The 23067-nt window shown below is 47.2% G+C and carries 19 protein-coding genes; 15 read left to right on the plus strand and 4 right to left on the minus strand.

Annotated elements, in window-relative coordinates; all coding sequences use genetic code 11:
- Positions 1–17: 17 nt before the first annotated feature.
- Positions 18–1217 carry an IS4 family transposase gene (locus EAE30_RS04535; RefSeq protein WP_123014377.1) on the minus strand — a complete coding sequence of 400 codons (1200 nt, stop codon included), beginning with the start codon at positions 1215–1217 and terminating at the stop codon, positions 18–20.
- A 168-nt stretch (positions 1218–1385) separates the two neighbouring features.
- Between EAE30_RS04535 and EAE30_RS04540 the strand changes: the two genes are divergently transcribed.
- From EAE30_RS04540 to EAE30_RS18830, 4 genes are all read left to right on the plus strand, one after another.
- The gene (locus tag EAE30_RS04540) at positions 1386–2276 is read left to right on the plus strand and encodes a hypothetical protein (RefSeq protein ID WP_123014869.1); all 891 of its coding nucleotides are present in this window, start codon (positions 1386–1388) and stop codon (positions 2274–2276) included.
- Between the two features lie 364 nt (positions 2277–2640).
- Positions 2641–3474: a LysR family transcriptional regulator gene (locus tag EAE30_RS04545; protein ID WP_123014870.1), complete on the plus strand. Its 834-nt coding sequence runs from the start codon at positions 2641–2643 to the stop codon at positions 3472–3474.
- A gap of 281 nt (positions 3475–3755) precedes the next feature.
- Entirely contained in the window at positions 3756–4613 is an 858-nt protein-coding gene (locus EAE30_RS04550) for a mechanosensitive ion channel family protein (protein WP_123014871.1), read from the plus strand.
- Positions 4614–4821: 208 nt separating this feature from the next.
- Positions 4822–5043 (plus strand): hypothetical protein, encoded by a 222-nt coding sequence (locus EAE30_RS18830; protein ID WP_199287051.1) that lies wholly within the window; start codon positions 4822–4824, stop codon positions 5041–5043.
- Positions 5044–5148: 105 nt separating this feature from the next.
- Here the strand turns inward: EAE30_RS18830 and dbpA are convergent, their stop codons facing one another.
- Complete coding sequence (gene dbpA / locus EAE30_RS04560) at positions 5149–6549, minus strand: ATP-dependent RNA helicase DbpA (RefSeq protein WP_123014872.1); 1401 nt, start codon at positions 6547–6549, stop codon at positions 5149–5151.
- Between the two features lie 243 nt (positions 6550–6792).
- Between dbpA and EAE30_RS04565 the strand changes: the two genes are divergently transcribed.
- The 6 genes from EAE30_RS04565 to EAE30_RS04590 all read left to right on the plus strand — a co-directional run bounded on the left by EAE30_RS04565 (position 6793) and on the right by EAE30_RS04590 (position 14103).
- A complete protein-coding gene (locus EAE30_RS04565; protein WP_123014873.1) occupies positions 6793–8169 on the plus strand; it encodes an L-cystine transporter in 1377 nt (458 codons plus the stop codon).
- A gap of 271 nt (positions 8170–8440) precedes the next feature.
- Complete coding sequence (locus EAE30_RS04570; RefSeq protein ID WP_123014874.1) at positions 8441–8944, plus strand: MarR family winged helix-turn-helix transcriptional regulator; 504 nt, start codon at positions 8441–8443, stop codon at positions 8942–8944.
- Positions 8941–10407 carry an efflux transporter outer membrane subunit gene (locus tag EAE30_RS04575; RefSeq protein ID WP_123014875.1) on the plus strand — a complete coding sequence of 489 codons (1467 nt, stop codon included), beginning with the start codon at positions 8941–8943 and terminating at the stop codon, positions 10405–10407. The genes EAE30_RS04570 and EAE30_RS04575 overlap by 4 nt, the downstream gene beginning before the upstream one ends.
- 1 nt (position 10408) lies before the next feature.
- Positions 10409–11599, plus strand: coding sequence for an HlyD/EmrA/EmrK family protein (locus EAE30_RS04580; protein ID WP_123014876.1), 1191 nt, complete (start codon positions 10409–10411; stop codon positions 11597–11599).
- Between the two features lie 12 nt (positions 11600–11611).
- The gene (locus tag EAE30_RS04585) at positions 11612–13108 is read left to right on the plus strand and encodes a DHA2 family efflux MFS transporter permease subunit (RefSeq protein ID WP_123014877.1); all 1497 of its coding nucleotides are present in this window, start codon (positions 11612–11614) and stop codon (positions 13106–13108) included.
- A gap of 185 nt (positions 13109–13293) precedes the next feature.
- Positions 13294–14103, plus strand: coding sequence for a DODA-type extradiol aromatic ring-opening family dioxygenase (locus EAE30_RS04590; protein WP_123014878.1), 810 nt, complete (start codon positions 13294–13296; stop codon positions 14101–14103).
- Positions 14104–14105: 2 nt separating this feature from the next.
- Here EAE30_RS04590 and EAE30_RS04595 read toward each other — a convergent pair whose 3' ends face one another.
- A complete protein-coding gene (locus tag EAE30_RS04595; protein ID WP_164711790.1) occupies positions 14106–14810 on the minus strand; it encodes a tRNA (adenine(22)-N(1))-methyltransferase in 705 nt (234 codons plus the stop codon).
- Positions 14811–15039: 229 nt separating this feature from the next.
- Here EAE30_RS04595 and EAE30_RS04600 point away from each other — a divergent pair, with 229 nt between their 5' ends.
- Complete coding sequence (locus EAE30_RS04600) at positions 15040–18513, plus strand: acyl-[ACP]--phospholipid O-acyltransferase (RefSeq protein WP_123014880.1); 3474 nt, start codon at positions 15040–15042, stop codon at positions 18511–18513.
- A gap of 85 nt (positions 18514–18598) precedes the next feature.
- Here EAE30_RS04600 and EAE30_RS04605 read toward each other — a convergent pair whose 3' ends face one another.
- Complete coding sequence (locus tag EAE30_RS04605; RefSeq protein WP_123015015.1) at positions 18599–18862, minus strand: DUF3012 domain-containing protein; 264 nt, start codon at positions 18860–18862, stop codon at positions 18599–18601.
- Positions 18863–19142: 280 nt separating this feature from the next.
- Here EAE30_RS04605 and rbsD point away from each other — a divergent pair, with 280 nt between their 5' ends.
- Genes rbsD through rbsB form a run of 4 tightly spaced genes read left to right on the plus strand, consistent with a single transcriptional unit; the run spans position 19143 to position 23053 of the window.
- A complete protein-coding gene (gene rbsD / locus EAE30_RS04610) occupies positions 19143–19562 on the plus strand; it encodes a D-ribose pyranase (protein ID WP_123014881.1) in 420 nt (139 codons plus the stop codon).
- A gap of 55 nt (positions 19563–19617) precedes the next feature.
- A complete protein-coding gene (rbsA, locus tag EAE30_RS04615) occupies positions 19618–21156 on the plus strand; it encodes a ribose ABC transporter ATP-binding protein RbsA (RefSeq protein ID WP_123015016.1) in 1539 nt (512 codons plus the stop codon).
- A complete protein-coding gene (gene rbsC, locus EAE30_RS04620) occupies positions 21153–22136 on the plus strand; it encodes a ribose ABC transporter permease (protein ID WP_123014882.1) in 984 nt (327 codons plus the stop codon). The genes rbsA and rbsC overlap by 4 nt, the downstream gene beginning before the upstream one ends.
- 38 nt (positions 22137–22174) lie before the next feature.
- Positions 22175–23053, plus strand: coding sequence for a ribose ABC transporter substrate-binding protein RbsB (gene rbsB / locus EAE30_RS04625; RefSeq protein WP_123014883.1), 879 nt, complete (start codon positions 22175–22177; stop codon positions 23051–23053).
- Positions 23054–23067: the final 14 nt, after the last annotated feature.

Genomic DNA, 23067 nt, shown 5'->3' on the forward strand with positions numbered 1-23067 from the left:
GGCGTTGGCGGATCCCCTCATAATTCCCCCAACCCACAGGTATGCGTAAGGCGTTGATATTCGACCATTGCCCAATGATATTGGGACTCTTGTATTCGGTATCTTCGGTGGCAACGTACTTCCTTACCAAGTCTAGGAATGGAGAGCACACGGCGATGCTTGATGGTGTTGGCTTGGAAGTCATAATGCCATTTGGCTTGCATGGCGATTAAGCCATTCCACCACATGATGATTTCGGCCATCAATGCCATGAGCAACAAGATATCAATACGTTTGGTGCAACGTGTTCGGTTATGGCGAAGCGCCAACCCGTAGGCTGGACTTTTTAGATCTCGGAACGACTCTTCAATTTGCATTCTTTTGGCGTACAAACGGGTAATTTTAATGCCGTTAAGTACATGGTTGGGGATGTTAGTGACCAGAAGCCAAGGCTCTTTCGCTCCTTTATGGAACACTTTTCCAGCCGAGTGTTTCTGACAGGTTCGACTATGCCGATGGGCTTTTCTGCCTTTGGGATGACTCTTGTATAAGTAAGCAAAGCACTGAAGCGGTGAGCGCTTAGCCAGTTGGCTTTCTCCTAAAAACAGCGGCTTATCAGTCGCTTGAGGGTAAAAGGCTTTATTCCATTGCCAAGCGCTCTCGCCACACTTAATCGAGACTTCGCCCCGTACACGCCCAAGCCAGAACCAACCTTTGTTGGCGACTTGCCTGAACCACGTATTTCTAAAGCCAGCGTCGGAGATAATGATAGGGGTGCAACCTTGGGGGAGCAAGGATTGAAGCTTATCGAGAAAGTGCTGATGGCTCTTGGGTGAGTTGTAGTTTTTGTACTCAAATGCCTGTTCATAAAGCGTGACGGCGCGACCTTTAACGGATATCGAAGCTCGCAATGTCATATAGCGCAGTTGCTCACGAACATCCGACCAATCAACCAGTAGTACAGGAAAAGGATTGGCTCGGGTAATAAGGGACGCATGCCATTTATATATGGACTCTTTTTCACGATGTAGACTGCGATTACCAAGCAATCGGTCAATACGTTTGATGGCATGTTTCACCGTGGTATCAGTGTCGAGAGCTCGTCCAATTTTAGTGAGGGTGAGATCAGAGCCGCCCAGTACCGCTCTGGTTGCAAGCATAAGAGATCTAAGTCGTTTTTTGTGAATACCAGGGCATTGGTTTTCAAGAGTTTGCTGTAGAATTTGAACATCGCGCATCGTTAGGGCTCCCTATTAAATTCATTGAATCAAGTGTGTTTTTGGCGAAATTCATTAGATCAGAATGAGCGATGTGCGTCTACTCATTGTTTTATATAGAAATTATGAGGGGATTCGTAAGATTAAGGCGTTAGCATCATTATTACGGTAACTCCCAAAGGAGTGGTCATGGTTAATTTAGATAAGGTTTACTTCAAAAGTAGAGCAGTAGGGAAATTATCATCAGAGAGTTTAAATGAGCTCAAATCCACTCTTCGTGATATCGAAAGTGGGCGAAGCAAGCTCGAAAAGGATATAGGTTTTGCGGAAAAGCAGCTAAAACAGATGAAGTCAGATCTTGCTTGGATTAACTGGTTTCCTTTAAAACTAGTTTTTAAAAACAAGATCCAGATAAAAAAAGATACCATTACAAACATTAGTAAAAGTTTGAAAAAGCTCGCTCACGATTATGAGAGGCATAAACTGGGACTTGAGATCTCACTCTCTGAACAGCTCGAAGCAGCTTTTGGAACTTTAGATGACAGGTTCTCAGATGTCCTTGATACACAAAAAATGTGGGATATTACAACATCACAATCAATTGATCGTGTCGCAGAAAGAACCACGGCGAACAATGTGATTGAACGTAAAGCGGTTAGTTTCAAAAGAGTACATAACAGTAAAATACAGTGTAATTACAAGGCGATTTACTTTGAAAATGCAAATGGCGGGGATTTGCAATTGTTCCCACAGTTTCTTTTTATTGAAAAAGATAATGACTTTGCTCTGATAGACTTACTTGATGTTGATATTGATTTTAACCTAACTAATTTTATAGAAACTGAAATAGTACCAAGTGATGCTGAAGTTATTGATCACACATGGGCAAAATCTAATAAAGATGGTAGTAGGGACAAACGCTTTGCTGACAACTACCAAATTCCGGTTGTTCAATATGGAGAGCTTCATCTAAGTTCAAAGTCAGGACTTAATGAAGTGTATATGCTTAGCAATCCAGAATCGGCCTTTGGCTTCAAAAAAATGTTTGATGAATACAAAGTGATGTTGGCTAGTTCATGATGCTAACAAACGTGAAGGAACCAAGGTACTTTTTCTTATATGAATTAATGTTACTAAGTCATTTAAGCTAAACAGCTTTTTTCCTGAAATTCCCGTTCAGACTCAAAAACCACAATAATGCGGTTTAAGTGTCTTCCTGCTCATAGAGCCTGCCATTTTAGTGATAGCAAATCGTACAACACAGTGGTGATATTGTATTCGGCCGTCACGGTATCGCCATATTCTAGGTTTGTTTTTATACATTTCTAATTTCATTCTGTTTTTGCTCGTTTTCCGAAGGGCGGTTGCGTAAACTCATAAAACCGACTTGGATATAACGGATAGTGTTGGTAGCTTCTATTAATAAAAAGTAATGGATGAATGTATGGATATCGATGTGCTACGCAGTTTTCTGGCGTTTGTAGAAACAGGCAGTTATACACGAGCGGCTAGGCAGGTGTTTCGCACACAATCGGCGTTTAGCGCACAAATGCACAAGCTGGAAAAAGAGTTGGGATGTGCGTTGTTTCAAAAGCAAGGACGTAACTTATTACTCACAGAAGCGGGTTTGGCTCTAGTGAAAGATGCCAAGCAGCTGGTCAGCCTACATGATCAAACCTTAAAAGGGTTCAATAGCTATAAAGATAAGCAATCACTGCGTTTAGGGTGCCCTGAAGATTACAACGATAAATTATTACCACAAATTATCCGCTTGTTATTAGAAGCAAAACCCAAGTTGTCTATCCAAGTGTTCAATGAGCCGAGTTTTTTACTAAGGCAAAAGTTGGATCGTGGTGAGTTGGATGCGGCGATAGTCACGCGCTCACCGGATAGCTTGGAAGGGTATTGGTTAACGAGTGATGAAGGTGTTTGGATAGGCAGTGTGGATAACCAATGCTTACAGCAAGCGATTTTACCTTTGGCGTTATTTCAAGCGGATTGTCGTTATCATGCCGCAGCGATTGATGGTTTACAGAAACGCGGGCAAGCTTTCCAACTTGTTATGTGTGCCAATAGTGCCTCTGCGCAACGCGCCATCGTGCGGCAAGGTTTAGCGATAGGGGCAATGGGCAAACTCAGCGTCACTGAGGATCTGGTCGTGATGGACAATATGCCACCATTACCCTCTGTGGATATTGTGATGTTAGTGGGCGCTGTGCCCCATCCACTCTTATCGCCAGAACGCTTGCAGATAATCAGTGAAAAACTTTCACTGTAGCGTGTCAGTTCAATCCGCTCGAAAAGATGAAGCTATGGGTCACCGAGACCGGTTATTGAAAGGAAAAAGGGGCTAACGGATTGGGAATTTGGAAATATCTTATATCCGTCACTATGCTATGATTATGAAACACTTACAGGTTAGAGCAGCATCAATATTATGAGCGATGAATAGGGAATGACCTGTCATGTCCCGAAGGCCACAAGGCAAGGGAAGACAGCCTATTCATGGAATAACGTAATGGTGGTGATGGATCGACTTAGATCGTAAAGAGGATAGAAATGGAAACGCTCATTGCACTATATAATACGCATCAGGATCTCATTATTCAGATCGCGCAAAATGCTTTATTAACGATATTGGTTCTAATCGTGGCGTCTTTTGTCTCGAAAATGATTTCAAAGGGGGTGAACCGAGGAGTGACTAAACTCAGCGGTGGTGATGAAATTGTGGCTCGCTTATTAGCGAAAACCGCCGGATACACGGTTTATTTAGTCGGAATCGTCGTCATCCTCGATTTATTTGGGGTGAATACGGCGAGTTTAATTGCGCTTGTTGGTGCTGCCGGCTTGGCGATTGGTCTTGCCTTAAAAGATACGCTGAGCAATATTGCGGCAGGCATCATGCTCTTATTTTTAAAACCGATAAAAAAAGGCGAGTTTGTCGAGTTTGGCAGCTATGCGGGAACGGTCGCGGATATCGGTTTATTTAATTCGATTTTTGAAACGGCGGATGGCATTTATATTTCTAGCCCCAATCAAACGATTTGGAACTCCACCATTAAAAACTATACGCGTAATGGCAAGCGTCGTATGGATATTACGGTGGGAATCTCTTACGACGATTCGGTGGATGAAGGGTTGCAAGTCTTGCGTGATTTAGCGTTTGCCCAAGAGCATTTGATCAAAGAGCCGGAACCACAAGTGATTGTGCATACCTTGGCAGACAGTTCTGTCAATTTGCAATTGCGTGCTTGGTGCCCACGAGAAAAATATTGGGAAACCTACTGGAATATTCAACGCCAAGTTAAGCGACGCATTGAAGACGCTGGTCTATCCATCCCGTATCCACAGCGTGATTTGCACTTGATTTATAAAGACAAAGAGGCTGTTGCAGAGGTTAAGCCTGCGGAGCATTAATGCAGCATCGTTGATTGTAGTAGAGCATCACAGGGTATAAAGGACGTAGTCATACGTCCTTTTTTATTGGGGGTAGAAGGAGAATCGTTCACAGCGTGGCGGCGCTTCAATCCTAGGAATTCACAGAAATTTGACGCGATGTTGTTATGGAAAGAAGGGCTTCGCTTTATTGTCTAAACGGTCAATACCACCATGAAAGGAGTGAAGTATGAAATTATCGATTTTGGCACTTGCCGTCGCATTCTTTGTCACCGGGTGTTCGAATACTTGGAATGGGATGAAAGACGATTCATCTAAAGCGTATCATGAGACGAAACAAGCGATTCATGAAGCGACGGCGGATGATGACGCCCCCGCGGATAACCATAACGCCCCCACGGATAATCAGAACGTGCCAGCAGATGATCAGACTGCGCCAGTCAATGATTAATACGACCTTAGCAGGTACGCATCGGCCCCTACCATCAATCATGGTAGGGGCCGATGCGTGTGGATAGAGACACAATAGACTCGTCGCTCTTGTCGCGAGTCGGAACTACGACATAAAGCGCGCTTTAAACGATTTACCTTTCATTTTTCCTTCATTCAATTTACGCAGTGCTAATTTCGCTTGAGAACGGTGTACCGCGACATGTGCCCAAATATCATGAACTTGAATTTTACCCACATCGCTGCCTGAAAGATCGTTTCCTGCCGTTAATGCGCCAAGAATATCCCCAGGTCGCAGTTTTTGTTTCTTTCCACCTTCAATGCGAATACAGGTCATCGCGGCCTTCGCCGGCACGACTCCTTCTTCGATCGTCGGCAATTTGGCCAGTGATTGTGGGCCAAATTTGTCTTCAATCAGCGATAATTTCATGTCGTCTTTAGGACCGACCAAGCTAACGGCAAGACCGTCTGCACCCGCACGGCCAGTACGGCCTACGCGGTGAACATGGGTTTCTGGATCGTGGGCCAACTGATAGTTAATCACTAAGTCTAGCGCGTCGATGTCGAGCCCGCGTGCGGCGACATCGGTTGCCACTAACACATTGATGCATTTTAATGCGAACAGTGCCAAGGCTTGATCGCGTTCACGCTGGTCAAGGTCGCCATGCAAGGCTTTGGCATCAAAACCGATATCGGACAAATAATCCGCTAAAGCTTGTGCTTCGCGTTTGGTATTACAAAAAATCACGGCACTTTCGGGTTGATGATGGAGCAATAAGGCTTCAGTTGCATGCTCGCGGTCAGCGGCATTGTTCACTGAATAGAACGATTGTGTGATGTTGAGTTTGTCGTCAGTGTCTTCAATTTGAATGGTGACTGGCTCATTCATCATTTGACGGGCAATCTTGGCGATGGGCTCGGGGAACGTGGCACTGAAGAGTAAGTTTTGACGCTGTGCTGGCATATAGCTGGCGATGGTATCTAAGGCTTCAGTAAAGCCCATTTCAAGCATACGGTCCGCTTCATCAAGGATAAAGGTCGTGAGGTTATCGAGGTTGAGGCGACCTTTTTCCAAATGATCCAGTACACGACCTGGGGTACCAACGATGATGTGCGCACCATGTTCCAGTGAGCCGATTTGTGGACCGATGGACACACCGCCACACAACGTGAGGATCTTGATGTTGTGAATACTGCGCGCAAACCGGCGCAGTTCTTTCGCCACCTGATCGGCCAATTCCCGTGTTGGGCACAACACTAAGGATTGCACGCGAAAGCGTTTTACTTCCAGTTTATTTAACAGACCCAAACCGAAAGCGGCCGTTTTACCCGAGCCCGTTTTGGCTTGAGCGAGCACATCCTTGCCTTCAATGATCGTCGGTAACGCTGCCGCTTGGATCGGCGTCATGGTGGTAAATCCCAGATCATCTAGGGTGCTTAGCAATGAAGGCTTAAGCGCGACGGAGCGAAAAGAAGTGGTCGATTGCACAATGTTTCCTGTGGCCATAAAGGCGGTTCAAAAAGAAATAAGTGGGATTGTATCAGGTAGGACAAACGGAGGATATCGCTATCTCTGGTTGAGTACGTCTTCCTATCGCGGCGTTATGAGATACTAATACTATAAAACTAATAGTTATAAGACATAGCAAATAGTTATGGATAATTTAAAGCAAGGTGGCGGACATTTAGAAGTGAAGCGTTATCATGCGCGCTAACTTTTTTATTCACCGTTTGAACACTAGGGAGTTGTATGTCAATTTCAGCTATCGTGTCATTAGCGATATTTGTTGGCATTTTGGCCGTCATATTTCATTTTCAGAGAAAGTCGAATACGCTTTCTCGTCTTGTTTTGATTGGCTTAGTGTTGGGGAGTTTGTTCGGCCTAGGATTACAGTATTTCCTCGGTGAAGGACAAGCGGCGACCGAACAAGTGTTATCTTGGGTGGCCATCGCTGGTAAAGGCTATGTCGGCCTACTGAAAATGGTGATCATGCCATTGGTGCTGGTTTCCATGATTTCTGCAGTCGTGCGTTTAGATAAAAATGGGTCACTCGGTAAAATTTCGACCTTAACGATCGGGGTGCTGCTATTTACCACCGCCATTGCCGCGGTGATTGGTATCTTCATGGCGCACTGGTTTGGTTTGACGGCGGCTGGACTCACCGAAGGGGCACGAGAAACGGCCCGTTTAGCGTCTTTGCAATCTCGCGCTTCCGTTGTTGCGGATCTGACGATCCCGCAAATGTTGGTGAGCTTTATTCCGACGAACCCATTTGCAGATCTGACTGGCGCGCGTTCAACCTCGATTATTGCCGTGGTGATCTTCGGTGTTCTGTGTGGCATTGCCGCACGTAAAGTGATGATTGAAAAAGAAGAGCTTGAAACACCGATCCGTACGTTTGTAGAGAGCTTACAAGCGGTTGTGATGCGTTTGGTGAAAATGGTTATGGCAATCACACCTTATGGTATTGCCGCGCTTATGACCAAAGTGATTGCGACATCCAGTGTGAACGATATTCTGAAATTACTTGGCTTTATCGTTGCGTCTTACTTAGCCATCTTCTTGATGTTCCTCGTTCACGGCTTGCTTGTGTCATTGGTTGGCGTGAGCCCGAAAACCTACTTTACTCGTATCTGGCCTGTGCTGACGTTCGCGTTCAGTTCTCGTAGCTCTGCGGCGACGATTCCATTAAACGTTGAAGCGCAAATTACCAAGCTTAACGTGCCACCTGCTATTGCTAATCTAGCGGCCTCGTTCGGTGCCACAATCGGTCAAAATGGTTGTGCAGGTATTTATCCGGCGATGCTGGCTATCATGGCGGCGCCAACCGTTGGTATTGACCCAATGAACATCCATTTCATTGGTTCGTTAATTGCGATCATTACCATCAGCTCGTTTGGTATTGCTGGCGTTGGCGGTGGGGCGACCTTTGCTGCCCTGATTGTGCTACCAGCGATGGGCTTACCTGTGACCATTGCAGCCTTGTTGATTTCTATTGAACCGTTGATTGATATGGCACGCACGGCGCTGAATGTGTCAGGCTCGATGACGGCCGGCACATTGACCAGCCGTTTGCTGAAACAAGAGCATAATCCGGAAGTGGAAGGACAACAACAAACGGTATAACCGTGATGATGAGTGTCGAAAAACGGTCAGCTTGCTGGCCGTTTTTTATGTCCGATGACCGAGCTCGGTGGGGGTATTGTGTGTTTGTTAACCGAACCTTGAATGTCTACTAATAAAAATAGCGTAAAGTGAATCGCTGGCTGTCCGCGAAAGTGTTCTCGCATTTCCTACTTAATTTGTGCCGTGTAAAAAATGATTGATCAAAGGGTCGGGAATCTATATATTTAGTTGCTATTACAACTATTGACGTGGCAACCAAAAAGGGGCGTGTATGTCATATGATGCACAAGACTACGATAATTATCTGAATTTAATGGATAATATTGGATTTCTTCTTGGCCATTCTTCCAATTATAAAGATCGACTGATCGATCACGCCTTGGCGTCAGCCGACCTCATTGAAGACATTACGGCAACGCAAGCCAAAGTGCTTTTCCAAATCGATAATTTACATAATTACCGCCCTTCGGATATTGGCAAAATGCTCAATGTGGATAAGAGTAGCATCACACGCATGGTCGATCGTTTATTACTCAAAGGTCTGATCACCCGCGCTTCAGACCCCGACGATCGACGTTCTTGCTTACTCGCATTAACCGATAAAGGGTCGCTACTCATCGAACAAGCCAAACCCGTGGCATGCCGAGCACTTGAACAATTAGAGCAGGTGCTGACGGTAGAAGAGAAACAACAATTGCGTCACTGTTTACAAAAAATAGTGCTCTCAGGATTGAGTGATGATGGTATGAATACAGTATTAAGAGGTAAGAAATGAAGACGATGATGAAGCCGTTGGCAGCCTTGGTGTCGGTCACCTTGCTGTACGGATGCGCTGCGCCTAGTGATATTAAACCGGCGAATAAGATCAACACATCTTCGGTTCTTGCACATAGCCAGCATTTAGCGGATGAATCCCTATCGCCGGCTCAATGGCCACAGCAGCAGTGGTGGACATCGCTGCATGATGCTCAATTGAATCGGTTGGTTGAGCAGGCGTTGCAATATAGTCCTACCATTCAAATGGCGAACGCGAATCTACGTAAAGCGTCGGCGTCAGTCATGGCGGCGGAAGCCGAGTTTGAACCTCGCTTGACTGCCCAAGGTGGCATGACTCGCTCGCGATTATCGCGCTCAGAAGATCCGCTCGGTCAAGGGAGCCGTTACACCACCCTGTACAGTCTTGGCTTGAGTGGTGAGTACACGTTTGACTTGTGGGGCGGTCAGCGTGATGCATGGGAAGCGAGTGTGAATGCGCAGCATGCGGCAGAGATCGATCATCAAGCCGCAAACATTACGGTGTCGAGCAGTATTGTCAGTACTTATGTAAAATTGGCAAGTGCGTATCACCTGTTGGATCTCGCGCAAAAAGACTACGACCGTACTCACCACATTGTCTCCATCACGCAGCGGTTGCTCGATAATGGCCTGACCTCGAAAGACCGGTTATATACCACACAAAGTAATGAAGCCTCGGCCAAACAAGATCTGAAAAAACGTCGCCTAGCCGTCAAGCAGTTGAAAAATGCGTTGGCGACGATGATCGGTCAAGGGCCGGATGTCGCGGATTCCATTCAACGTCCGACGGTGGTGATGACCACCCAACTCGCATTGCCCAACAATCTACCTGCCAATTTGCTGGCGCACCGTCCAGATTTAGTGGCGGCCAAATGGCGAGTCGAAGCGGCCACGAAAGACATCTCTGCGGCGAAAACCAAGTTTTATCCTAACCTCAATTTAAGCGCTATGGCGGGCTTTAAAGCGGTGTTAGGGGATGCCATGTTTGCTGAGCCAAGCCGTTCTTGGCATGTGTCTCCGGCCATTTCACTGCCCATCTTTACTAAAGATTTGAAAGCTAACTACATCAGAAAAACCGCGGATTACGATTCGGCCGTGGCTCAATACAATCGCACCTTAGTCAAAGCTTTGGGCGATGTTTCCGATACCATCATGGCATTAAAATCGGCGGATCAACAATTGGATGATGCCAAATTGAGCGTCAAGCTGGCGGAGAAAAGCTATCACATCAACGAGAGACGTTATCAATCGGGGATGGGCAGCCACTTAGATGTACTGGTGGCGGAGCAACGGTTATTGCAGGCCGAGTCGGCCTTGGTTCGCTTGCAAAATCAGCAGCAAGAGAAACAAGTGATGCTGGTTAAAGTTTTGGGCGGCGGTTTTTATGAGCCCAGCGCATCGCATTCAGAGAATACAGAACAACAACACGTGAAGGTTAAATAACATGCAACAAGACAAACAAGAACCTACTGCTTCTAGCAATGCGCAAAAGCGCAAAAAAGGCTTAGCAGTCTTTGCCATTATCTTACTTATTATCGCCGCGTGTTCTGTTGGTTATTACGTGACGTTTGTGGAAGGGGAACAAACGACCGAAGACGCGTATGTGGATGGTAACTTAGTACAGATCACACCAGAAATCACAGGAACGGTCACACGAATTAATGTGGAAGATGGCGACTATGTGAAAAAAGGACAGCCATTGGTGTCGTTAGACGATGCCGATGCCAATATTGCCTTTGAGCAAGCCAAAGCCAATTTGGGTCAAACCGTGCGTCAAGTTCGCGCTTTGTTTAATGACTTAGAGCAAGCCAAGGCCGTGGTGAAAAGTAAGACCATTGCATTCCATAAGGCGCAGCGTGATTATCAACGTCGTCAAAACATGGTTAAGGCTGGTGGCTTATCTCGCGAAGAATTGAGTCATGCTCGTGATGTGATGAATTCTGCGGATCAAGCTCTAGCAGCGGCCAAACAAACACTGGAATCGCGTGAAGCGGCCGTGCATAACACCACCGTCAGTGATCATCCTTTAGTGAAATCGGCGATTGCCAATGTGAAGAAAACCTTCCTCACCAAAAAGCGGACTGTGATGGTCGCGCCAGTGTCTGGATACGTTGCAAAACGCAATGTACAGGTTGGCCAACGGGTATCTCAATCCTCGAAGTTAATGACGGTTGTGCCATTGGATCAAGTGTGGGTGGATGCCAACTTTAAAGAAACCCAATTGCATGACATGCGCATTGGTCAGAAAGTCACCTTAACCTCGGATCTCTATGGTGAAGATGTTGCCTTCCACGGCACCGTACAAAGTTTGGGCATTGGTACCGGCAGTGCGTTTTCTATCTTGCCTGCTCAAAATGCCACAGGCAACTGGATCAAAGTTGTGCAGCGTTTGCCTGTTCGGATTCAATTGGATAAAGAAGAGCTTGCTAAGCACCCGTTACGCATTGGTCTGTCTATGATCGTGGATGTGCATACCGATAACCAAGACGGGCCGCTATTGTCGAAACGTAATTCTGATGACGCACGCTTTGAAACCAATGTTTATCGTCAATCCTTAGCGGGAGTGAATCGCATGATTAAGATGATCATTGAAGACAATGATGCCGGTGCTCAGCATTATTTAGCGAAAGAGTAATAAGGGTGTGTTATGAGCGATGAACAACTGTTTCGACCCAATAATATGGCGCTGTGTGTCTTCGCCATTGCATTGGGTGTGTTCATGCAGGTGCTTGATACCACGATTGCAAACGTGTCACTTCCAACCATCGCCGGTAATATGGGGGTCAGCTCGAACCAAGGCACATGGGTGATTACGTCTTTCACCGTGAGTAATGCGATTGGTCTGCCTATTACCGCTTGGCTGAGTCGTCGTGTTGGCGAGGTGCGTTTGTATCTGGGGGCTTTGATTGCGTTTAGCGTTTTATCCTTTTTATGTGGTATCTCGCAAAGTATGGGCGAGCTGGTTATCTTTCGGACGTTTCAAGGGGTAGCGGCCGCGCCCTTGTTTCCGATGAGCCAAGTGTTGCTGATGTCGATTTTTCCGAAAGATAAACGACACATGGCGCTGGCTTTAATTGGTATGGTTGCCGTGGTTGGGCCGATTGTTGGGCCGATTCTGGGCGGTTGGCTGACCTACGACTATAGCTGGCCTTGGATTTTCTTTATTAACATTCCCATCGGGATTTTTTCTGTGATGGTGCTGATGACGCAGTTACGTGATCGCCCGCAGCAGACGGAAAGAACCAAGTTAGATTATGTCGGCTTAGCCACCATGGCTCTGGGCGTTGGTGTACTGCAAATCGTACTTGATAAAGGTAATGAGCTTGATTGGTTTGATAATGATTGGATTGTCGCTGGGTCCATTTTTGCTGCGGTCATGATTGTTTTCATGGTTATCTGGGAATTGACCGATGACAATCCGATTATCAACTTGAAGCTGTTTACCAATCGTAGCTTTTGTATCGGGACGATTGTCCTCACCATTGGTTACTCGGGGTTCTTCAGTATTAACCTATTGCTTCCACAATGGCTGCAAAACCAGTTGGGTTATACGGCGTTATGGGCCGGATTGGCTTGTGCGCCAATGGGGGTGATCCCCTTATTCTTAACCCCAATACTCGGACGTTTTGGTCATAAAATGGATATGCGAATGCTCGCGGCGGGCGCATTTGTGGTCATTGGGGCCAGTTGTTTGATGCGTGCTGGCTTTAATACAGAAGTGGACTTTACCACCATCGCGATTGTGCAGCTGTTTATGGGGATAGGGATCGCACTGTTCTTTATGCCAATGACGACCATTTTATTGTCTGATCTCAGCGGAGCGGATGTCTCGGATGCCGCGTCTTTGTCGACCTTTATTCGTACGATCGGGGCCAGTTTTGCTTCGTCGTTGACGACGTGGTACTGGTCACATGGTGCCAGTTTGCATCACTCGGTATTGAGTGAGCATATCAACCCGTACAATCCATTGGTGCAAGACGACATTCAGCAAGGTGGGCAGTCGATGTTGGCATCGCTTAATGGCACGATCACCAATCAATCGTTCATGCTGTCGACCATTGATATCTTCGTGATTTTGACGGCGATATTTTTTATCACCATGCCATTTATCTTCTTGACGAAAAAAGCCGCGGGCGGACACTAAACGCTTCATCGGTGTATCAACGGTTTTTAATGAGAATTGAGGCTCTGTATTCACAGAGCCTTTTTTTGTCTTGAGAATAATGATCATACTTTTAGAACAAATACATCTAATCTTTCACGTAGAGGCTAGGTATCGACCGAGATATTATCAAGACTGATCACGCAATGAATAAAAGGAAAAGAAGAATGACTCAGAATAATAAGCATATTGCGTACATTTCTCACGGTGGTGGCCCAATGCCTCTGATGGGTGATCCAGCTCATCAAGAAATGGTGACGGAACTGAAAGCCTTGGCGGCTCGCTTCCCCAAGCCGGATGCGATTCTTGTGGTGAGTGCTCATTGGGAAGAAGATGTGCCGACCATTACTGCGGCCACTCAGCCTTCACTTGTGTATGACTACTATGGGTTTCCCGAAGAGACCTATCAGTTAACCTATCCCGCTCCCGCCGCGCTGCCATTAGCCCACAAGATTTACGAGGTGTTACACACGACAGGCATTGCCGCGAAATTGGATACGCAACGCGGCTGGGATCATGGCGTATTTGTACCGTTAATGTTGATGTACCCAGACGCGGCTATCCCCGTGGTTGAGCTGTCGTTAGTCAAAGGGTTGGATGCGGCTCAGCATCTCGATATTGGTGCCGCGTTAGCTGAACTGGACTATGACAATTTATTGGTGATTGGTTCTGGATTCTCGTTTCACAATATGAACGCGTTTTTTGCGCCGACCACGGAGGCGATCACCGCCCAAAACGAGGCGTTCGAAGCTTGGTTACAAGACACATGTTCCAGTGAGGCGCTCGACGAAGCACAACGTACGCAGCGTTTCATTGAATGGTATAACGCGCCGGGCGCGCGTTTTTGTCAACCTCGCGAAGAGCACCTTTTGCCATTGCATGTGTGTTATGGCATGGCCCAACGTCCGAGCGATTTTGTTCAATCGATAAAAGTATTGAACAAGCAAGCCAGCATGGTTGGGTGGGAAAACGTATGAAATTAGGGCGGTGATAAGCCTTCAATGGCATGATAAGCACGTAATGCGTCATCCGTTTCCTGGGCATTATGGTGCAAGAGACGTTGATAGTGGGCGATGGTATTCCGGTGATATCGTTGGATCACCTGCTGTTGTGCTTCGTTCTCTGCTTGCCAGATTTGTTGGCCGACAGGGTGGAGCGAGGTTGAGGTATCATCTCGGCACTGGGTAATGCTTAGAATTTCGTAGTGCCGACGGTTTTCTTCCACCAACGCTTCACGTCTTAAACGGTAATGATGGGTGATCAAACGCTGGCGCAGTGCGTATTGATGTCGCACTGGGCACACAATGAAATCCACCTCAAGGTTGGGGTGGTTGCGGGTTATTTGCTCGATAAAGTGGCTGATGAGATCACCGCCGACCCCGGCAATGATCACCAAGTGTCGGCCCGAGAAATGCGTCAAAGGCAACTGCGTCATATCGATACAATGGGTGCGCCAGTGGCGTGTGGCCTCAGTCTGGTGCGTTTGCAAGCGCTGGGTGAGTTGTTCGATCAGATGAGGCACCACATCGACAAAATGTATGGTGGCAGAGCTGATTCGCTGTAACAGGTCGGCGCCAAGATAGCCATGGTCACAGCACCCATCCCAAATGTGATCATAAGCGTGTTGCTGCGTTTGTGTCTCTGCCCATTGGGCGATCAGTCGTAATCGTTGACTTAATTTCATGGTTCCCCCTGCCATTTTTCACCCAACCTTCAGTGCCGCGCATTGTAATGATTTTTGGCAAAGAAGCGAAGGTATGATTGTTTCGGCGGCCTCGTTTCTTAAGATCTTATTTTTATATCAATGGTTTGGTTAAATTTACGTCAACATTGCGCCTCCTGATATGGGGCTAACCTAACCACGACGGATATAGGCTATGTTGGTGAACGTCAGACAAGCTGGGAGGCGTTCTATGCATCAAACATTGAGAAATAAAGGGTTTATGGCTTATCTGTTGGTGGTGTTCGCCAATATATTTGTCGACTTTGGCCACAAGGTCATAGTGCAAAATACCATTTTTGAGAGTTTTCCTAAAAGTGAACACATCGGTTGGATGGCGCTCGTCAATGGATTGATGTTGTTGTCTTTTGTTCTTGTCATTTTGCCGACAGGATTTATGGCGGACCGTTATCCGAAACGACGCGTCATTCGGATGTGCGCCGTCGGCGGGTTGGTGACGTCATTGCTAATTACCTACAGCTATTATTCGGGGCATTTCTATTTGGCTTTGGCCTTAAGTGTGGTCCTTACCATCCAAAGCGCGTTCTATTCTCCGGCTAAAAATGGCTATATGCGTGAACGTTTTGGCTCACAAGAGCTCGGACAAGCCAACGGCTGGGTACAAGCCGTGTCCGTGTTATCGCTGGTACTTGGCAGTGTTGTGTGCTCCATGGCCTTTACCCAACTGGTACCGCTTAAGTCGAGCGATTCGTCCGCAATGGTTTTACACCATGTGGCCGCATTAGGATGGGTATTGGTCGTGATATCCGCCGTTGAATGTTACTTTGCCTTTCGTTTATCCAATAACCCGGCAGAGTCCGCTTCCTCCTCTTCTCTGACTTGGGCGACGCACACCCAATCCCATGGTTTGACGCGCCAATGGGGACGCCTTTTACGTCATCCTGTTTTATGGCAATCGATACTCGGCATCGCCAGTGTTTTAGTGATAGGGACGGTGCTGCTCACGATTTTTCCTTTGTATGCCAAAACACACATCATGCTGCGTCACAATGCCGAGATTCAAAGCATCATGGTGATGCTCGGTGTCGGCTTTATTCTCGGCGCCATTTTTTCGGCAAAGCGCTCTCTTCGGCATATTAACTTATCGTTAGTCCCGACAGGGGCGCTATGTGTGTGTCTTTGTCTTGGTATGGTCACGCAAGTGGCCTCTGCAGGCTGGCTGGCCTTACTCTTTACGGGCGTTGGATTTGGCTGTGCTCTGATCACTGTGCCATTACAGGCTCGCGTGCAGTTTTATGCAAAGCGTAAGGAATTGGCGCGCGTGCTGGCCTGTCAAAACATGGTGCAAGCCGGGGCGATGCTGCTTGTGTTGGGCCTAACGGTTGGTGTAATGCTGTCTGGACTTAATAGTGCGTATCTTGTGTGGTTGGTTTTCATACTCAGTGTGTTTATGGCGTTGACGGCAGTGATTCGTTTTCCACATGCTTTGATTCGAGGTCTGCTGACTCGGATGATTGGGCATAAATATCGATTGAAAGTGATAGGTTTAGAGCACTTTCCCCAGTCTGAGCAAGGCATTTTATTGCTGGGCAACCACATCAGTTGGTTAGATTGGGCGTTGATCCATATGGCGAGCCCTTATCATGTTCATTTTGTGATGGCGCAAGATCTCTATGAGCGCTGGTATTTCAAATGGATCTGCCAGCGATTTGGGGTCATTCCTATTGCGCCGGGGCACAGTCAAACGGCCTTGCAGCGTGTGACCGAATTACTCAATGCGGGCAAAACCGTGTGTATTTTTCCAGAAGGCCGCATCAGTCACTTGGGTCAACTGGGTGAGTTCAAACATGGCTTTGAGGTCGCGTGCGAACAAGCAGAAGGGGTGATTATCCCGTTTTATCTCAGAGGGATGTGGGGAAGTGCGTTTTCTCGTTCGACCAAAACACTCGATAAAGCTCGAAATAAAGGGATAAAGCGCGATATCACGGTGGCATTTGGTGAGCCCATGTCGATTCATTCGACGGCGGCCGAGGTGAAACAAAAAGTGTTTGATATGTCGGTGGCCAGTTGGAATGATTACGCGGACACACTGGAGCCGTTACCGAAGACGTGGATTACCACGGCAAAATCGCGTCCAGCGAAATGGGCGATTGTCGATAGTCATGGTAAACCGATGTCGCATATGCGCTGCTTAATCGGCAGCTTACTCATGAAGCACCCCATTGCTCAATTATCTGGGCAGCATATTGGATTGTTGGTGCCGACCTCCAGTGCGGGTTTACTCGCTAACGTGGCGACATTGATGGCGGGTAAGACGGTGGTCAATATCAACTATACGTCCTCGCTGGAGGCGATTGCGTCTGCAAAGCAGCGCGCTGATATTCATAGTGTGGTGACCTCACGTCAATTTATTGAGAAGCTGAGTAAGAAAGGCGTGGATTGTGAAACCATCTTAGAGGGGGGCTCTGTCTGTTATCTTGAAGATATCATGAAGGAGGTCAGTCCGACTCGTCGCTGGCTGACTACCGTGGCGGCTTATGGTTTACCGGCGACGTGGCTGACGATGCTGTTTTGTCACAACCAGCATTTGACAGACACCGCCGCGATTTTATTTTCCTCGGGCAGTGAAGGGGAGCCCAAAGGCGTGATGTTGAGCCATCGCAATATTATGGCCAATCTACGTCAAGTGGCGGATGTGCTGAACGTTCGAGAAGATGATCGCATCATGGCAACGTTGCCATTGTTTCATGCTTTTGGCTTAACCGTGACAGGTATGCTGCCGTTGATGGAAGGCATTCCGGTCATTTGTCATCCCGATCCTACTGATGGCGCCAATATTGCTAAAGCCGTTGCCAAACATCAAGCAACGTTAATGTGTGCCACGTCAACGTTCTTACGCATGTATCAGCGTAATCGCCGTATCAAACCCATGATGTTTAACTCATTGCGCGCGGTGGTATCCGGGGCTGAAAAGTTGGACGCTGACGTCAAACGTGCGTTTCAAGAAACCTTTATGGTCCCCGTTCTGGAAGGTTACGGAACCACCGAAACCACTCCTGTGGCGAGTGTTAATTTACCGGGGCATTTAATTCGTGAGCAGGCTTACATTCAAGAGGCATCTCGCGAGGGCACGGTCGGTTTAGCCTTACCGGGAACGACGTTTCGAATTGTCGACCCAGACAGCTTAGACACGCTGCCTGCTGGAGAAGATGGATTGATCATGATTGGTGGCGCGCAAATCATGCAAGGGTACCTCAAAGATCAAGAGAAAACCGACGAAGCCATTGTCGAACTGGAAGGTCAACGTTGGTATAAAACCGGAGACAAAGGGCACTTAGACGAGGACGGTTATTTAACCATTGTCGATCGTTATTCTCGATTTGCTAAGTTAGCCGGGGAAATGGTCAGTTTGAGCGCGGTGGAAAACACCATCAAATCGTTGCTGGATGAGAGCGAGATGAATTTGGTCGCGGTGAACCTTCCCGATGCAAAGAAAGGGGAGAAGATCATTGTCTTAACGGAGAGTACGCGGTCAGAAGATGAGATAAAACAGACCCTTGCACAAGAAGGTATGGACAGTTTAATGCAGCCCAGTCGCATTTTCCATGTCGATGCCGTGCCGATATTAGGCACCGGTAAAATGGACTTTGCTGGCGCGAAAGCGTTGGCTCAAGAAAAGCTGGAAACATCAAACGACTCTGAGTGATGGGCGATCTGATGACCTAGCAAAAGAGAGGCGCTGAGCGCCTCTCTTTTCAGTTATGTGTTGTGATGCGTCGCCATATATCTGGCTACAGGATGCAATGTTTTGCGTAAGAGGTGGCTTCGTTCGCCGTCCACTCACCTTTCGGCTTGTCTTCCATGCCCTGACACCAAGTTTGACTGCCCACTTCGTTGCCCATTAAACAATGTTTGGCGTAGTCCATGGCATTGTCACTGCTCCATTGAGTCTTGGGCGTTTGTTCCATGTGAGAACACCAGGCTTTAGAGCCGACATCATCACCACATCCGGCGAGAGCCAGCGTGGTAAGTGTTAAGAAAACAATACGTTTTATCATGCGAAAATCCATCAATTTGGTGGTGTATGATACCAGTTTAGCGCGATAACAGGTGAGATTGTTAGTGGTACGAAAAATCGTTATGCCACTCCTTTCTTACTAGAGTGATCTTTCTCACCAATTGCTCTGTTGAATTGTCCAATAGACAGATCCAATTCACATTCTATTCCGATCAGCAATGCAAACTTTTTTCGTTGTCATTATTATCATCGAAACGTTTCGATGACGGCTTTTTATCGATGACTTCCGATAAGCCAAACAGGATATTGCCCTTATTATGAAAAAATCAGCCTTGTTAAACGCCCCTTTATCGCAACTTGTTGCCTCACTGGGGCATACCGATGAATACACGGTGTGCGATGCGGGACTACCAATTCCTAGTCAGGTGCAGCGTATCGATTTAGCGCTGACGGCGGGAATTCCTTCGTTTCTCGATACGGTCGCGACCTTGCTCAGTGAGTCCCAAGTGGAAAGCGTGATTTTGGCCGAGGAGATTCGCGAGATGAATGCGGACTTGCATCAGTCACTCCTGACGCTTCTCGAGCAAGAGAGTCAGACGCATACCCAGCCGATTACGGTGGAATATATGCCGCATGAAGCGTTTAAAGCTCGAACTCAACGCAGTAAAGCCATTGTACGTACTGGTGAATGTTCTCCTTTTGCGAACATTATTTTTCGTGCGGGCGTGACGTTTTAATTCTGAGCCTGATGTCGCGCAAGCGACGCATTGATAACAACAAAGAGGACAGATGATGAGTCAGCCAATTTTATCCTTAAGTGACATCGAGAAAGCGTTTCCTGGCGTAAAAGCGTTAGATAAAGCCAGCTTGAATGTGTATTCCGGTCGGGTCATGGCCTTGATGGGAGAAAATGGTGCGGGTAAGTCGACGCTCATGAAAGTGCTTACTGGCATCTACAAAAAAGACGCGGGAAAAATTGAATACCAAGGTATGCCGGTCCAATTTAAAGGGCCTCGTGAATCCCAGCATGCCGGGATCAGTATTATTCACCAAGAGCTTAATCTCATTCCCGAGCTCACCATTGCCGAGAATATTTTTTTAGGAAGAGAAATTGTCTCGCCCATGGGACGCATTTTGTGGCAAGAGATGTATCAGCAAGCTAACCAGCTGCTGGCTCGTCTTAACGTCAAACACTCGGCAAAAACCCCATTGGGCGATCTCAGCTTAGGTGAGCAGCAAATGGTAGAAATTGCCAAAGCGCTGTCGTTTGAATCGAAAGTCATCATTATGGATGAGCCGACTGATGCGTTAACCGATACGGAAACGGCGTCTCTTTTTACCGTCATTCGTGAATTACGTGAACAAGGTTGTGGGATTGTCTATATCTCTCACCGTTTGAAAGAAATTTTTGAGATTTGCGATGACATCACGATTTTGCGTGACGGTAAGTTCATCAAACAATACGAAGTGGCTAACACGCACGAAGATCATCTGATTGAGTTGATGGTGGGGCGTCGACTGGATGAACAATACCCACGTCTTGCCTCGGCCAGTGATGAGGTCTGTATGGAAGTGACCGGCTTAAGTGGTGACGGGGTTCACGATGTCAGCTTTAGCTTGAAGAAAGGCGAAATCCTTGGAATCTCTGGGTTAATGGGCGCGGGCCGGACGGAGCTCATGAAAATGATTTATGGCGCGTTACCAAAAACCCATGGTGACATTACCTTAGACGGTCAGCCTCTCAATATTCATTCCCCCAAAGATGGATTGCATGCCGGCATTGCCTACATTTCTGAAGATCGCAAAGGGGATGGTTTGGTGTTGGGACTGTCGGTGAAAGACAACATGAGCTTGTGTGCGTTGCCTTATTTTAGCCGTGGCCTACATATCCAGCAGGCGCAAGAGCGCTTGGCGGTGGATGATTTTATTCATTTATTCAATATCAAAACCCCTAAACGTGAACAAATCATTGGCAACCTGTCCGGGGGCAATCAACAAAAAGTCGCGATTGCGAAGGGATTGATGACGCGTCCTAAAGTGCTCATTCTCGATGAACCGACACGAGGTGTGGACGTAGGGGCTAAGAAAGAGATCTATCAACTGATTAACGAGTTCAAATCCGAAGGCATGAGCATCATTTTAGTGTCGTCAGAAATGCCAGAAGTGTTGGGGATGAGCGACCGTATTTTAGTCATGCATGAAGGCCATATTACGGGCGAATTTAATGCCGATGACGCTAACCAAGAAAGCCTAATGGCCAGTGCCGTTGGTAAGAATAAAAAAGAATCCCTTAAGTGGATGCAAGAGTCTGTAAACGAGGAGCCAGCATGAGTACTGAAACAACCCGACAACCGCAACAGCAGCCAGAGAAAAAATGGCTGAGTAAAGAGCGCCTCATTGAGCAGAAGTCATTAATTGCTCTCATTTTTTTGATTGCCGTGGTGTCGTATTTAAACCCACATTTCTTTACGTTTGGTAACTTAATGAACATTTTGCGCCAAACGTCGGTGAACGCGATCATTGCGGTGGGGATGACCTTGGTTATTTTAACCGCTGGTATCGATTTAAGTGTGGGATCCGTCTTAGCTTTATCAGGTGCGTTTGCCGCCACGATGATCGGTATGGAAATTCCAGTGATGGTCGCGGTCCCCGTGTCATTATTGGCGGGTGCCGTGCTGGGGGCGATGAGTGGTGTGATCATTGCCAAGGGGAAAGTACAAGCGTTTATCGCCACCTTGGTGACCATGACCTTATTACGCGGTGTGACCATGGTGTACACCGATGGTCGCCCAATTTCGACTGGCTTTACTGATACAGGGGATGCGTTTGCTTGGTTTGGTACTGGATACATCGTGGGTATTCCCGTTCCGGTCTGGATCATGGCCGTGGTATTTATCTTGGCGTGGTATGTGCTGAACCACACGCGCTTTGGCCGCTACGTTTACGCCCTCGGTGGCAATGAATCCGCGACGCGTCTCTCAGGGATTAACGTCGACCGTGTGAAAATTGGGGTCTATTCCATCTGTGGTCTGCTTGCGGCGTTAGCTGGCATCATTGTGACGTCACGCTTATCGTCAGCGCAACCTACCGCTGGGGTGGGCTATGAGCTGGATGCCATTGCTGCTGTCGTACTTGGTGGTACAAGTTTGATGGGTGGGCGAGGCAAAATTATGGGAACTTTGATTGGTGCTTTGATCATTGGTTTCCTAAATAATGCGTTGAATTTATTAGATGTTTCTTCGTATTTCCAAATGATCGCAAAAGCGATTGTCATTCTACTGGCCGTATTAGTAGACAATAAAAATAAGTAACGACAACTAAGCCTTACCCTACAATAAGGAATCCGATTATGAAAAAATTAGCCACTGTTATCTCGACCGTATTGCTTGGCTCCACTCTTTCCGTGTCAGCGCATGCGAAAGACACCATGGCAATTGTCATCTCGACACTGAACAACCCATTTTTTGTGTCCATGAAAGAAGGGGCAGAAGCGAAAGCGAAGGAACTCGGTTACAACTTAATTGTGCTCGATTCGCAAAATGACCCAAGTAAAGAACTGTCTAACGTTGAAGATCTGACGGTTCGCGGTGTTAAAGCCATTTTGATTAACCCGACGGATTCTGATGCGGTCTCCAATGCCATTCGTTTAGCCAATCGCTCTCACATTCCAGTGCTGACCCTCGATCGCGGTGCCAACCATGGTCAAGTAGTTTCTCACATTGCCTCTGATAACGTGGCTGGCGGGGAAATGGCTGGAAAATACATCATGGAAAAAGTGGGTGAGAAAGCCAAAGTCATTCAGTTGGAAGGCATTGCTGGCACATCGGCGGCGCGAGAGCGTGGTAAAGGCTTTATGAACGCGGTGAAAAAAGATCACATGGACTTACTTGCCAGTCAGCCTGCCGATTTTGACCGCACGAAAGGTCTGAATGTGATGGAAAACTTGATTGCTGCCCATCCAGATGTACAAGCGGTGTTTGCTCAAAACGATGAGATGGCGCTGGGTGCCTTGCGTGCGGTGCAAGCATCAGGTAAAAAAGTGTTAATTGTCGGTTTTGATGGAACGAAAGACGGTATTGCTGCAGTCAAACGTGGCAAACTTGGTGCGACGATTGCGCAGCAACCGGATTTGATCGGTGCATTGGGCGTAGAAACGGCGGACAAAGTGTTGAAAGGTCAATCTGTGCCTAAATCCATCCCAGTTCCACTAAAAATTGTCACTAAATAATCTTTATACGCAGC

Source organism: Vibrio zhugei, from assembly GCF_003716875.1.
GTDB classification, from domain to species: Bacteria; Pseudomonadota; Gammaproteobacteria; order Enterobacterales; family Vibrionaceae; genus Vibrio; species Vibrio zhugei.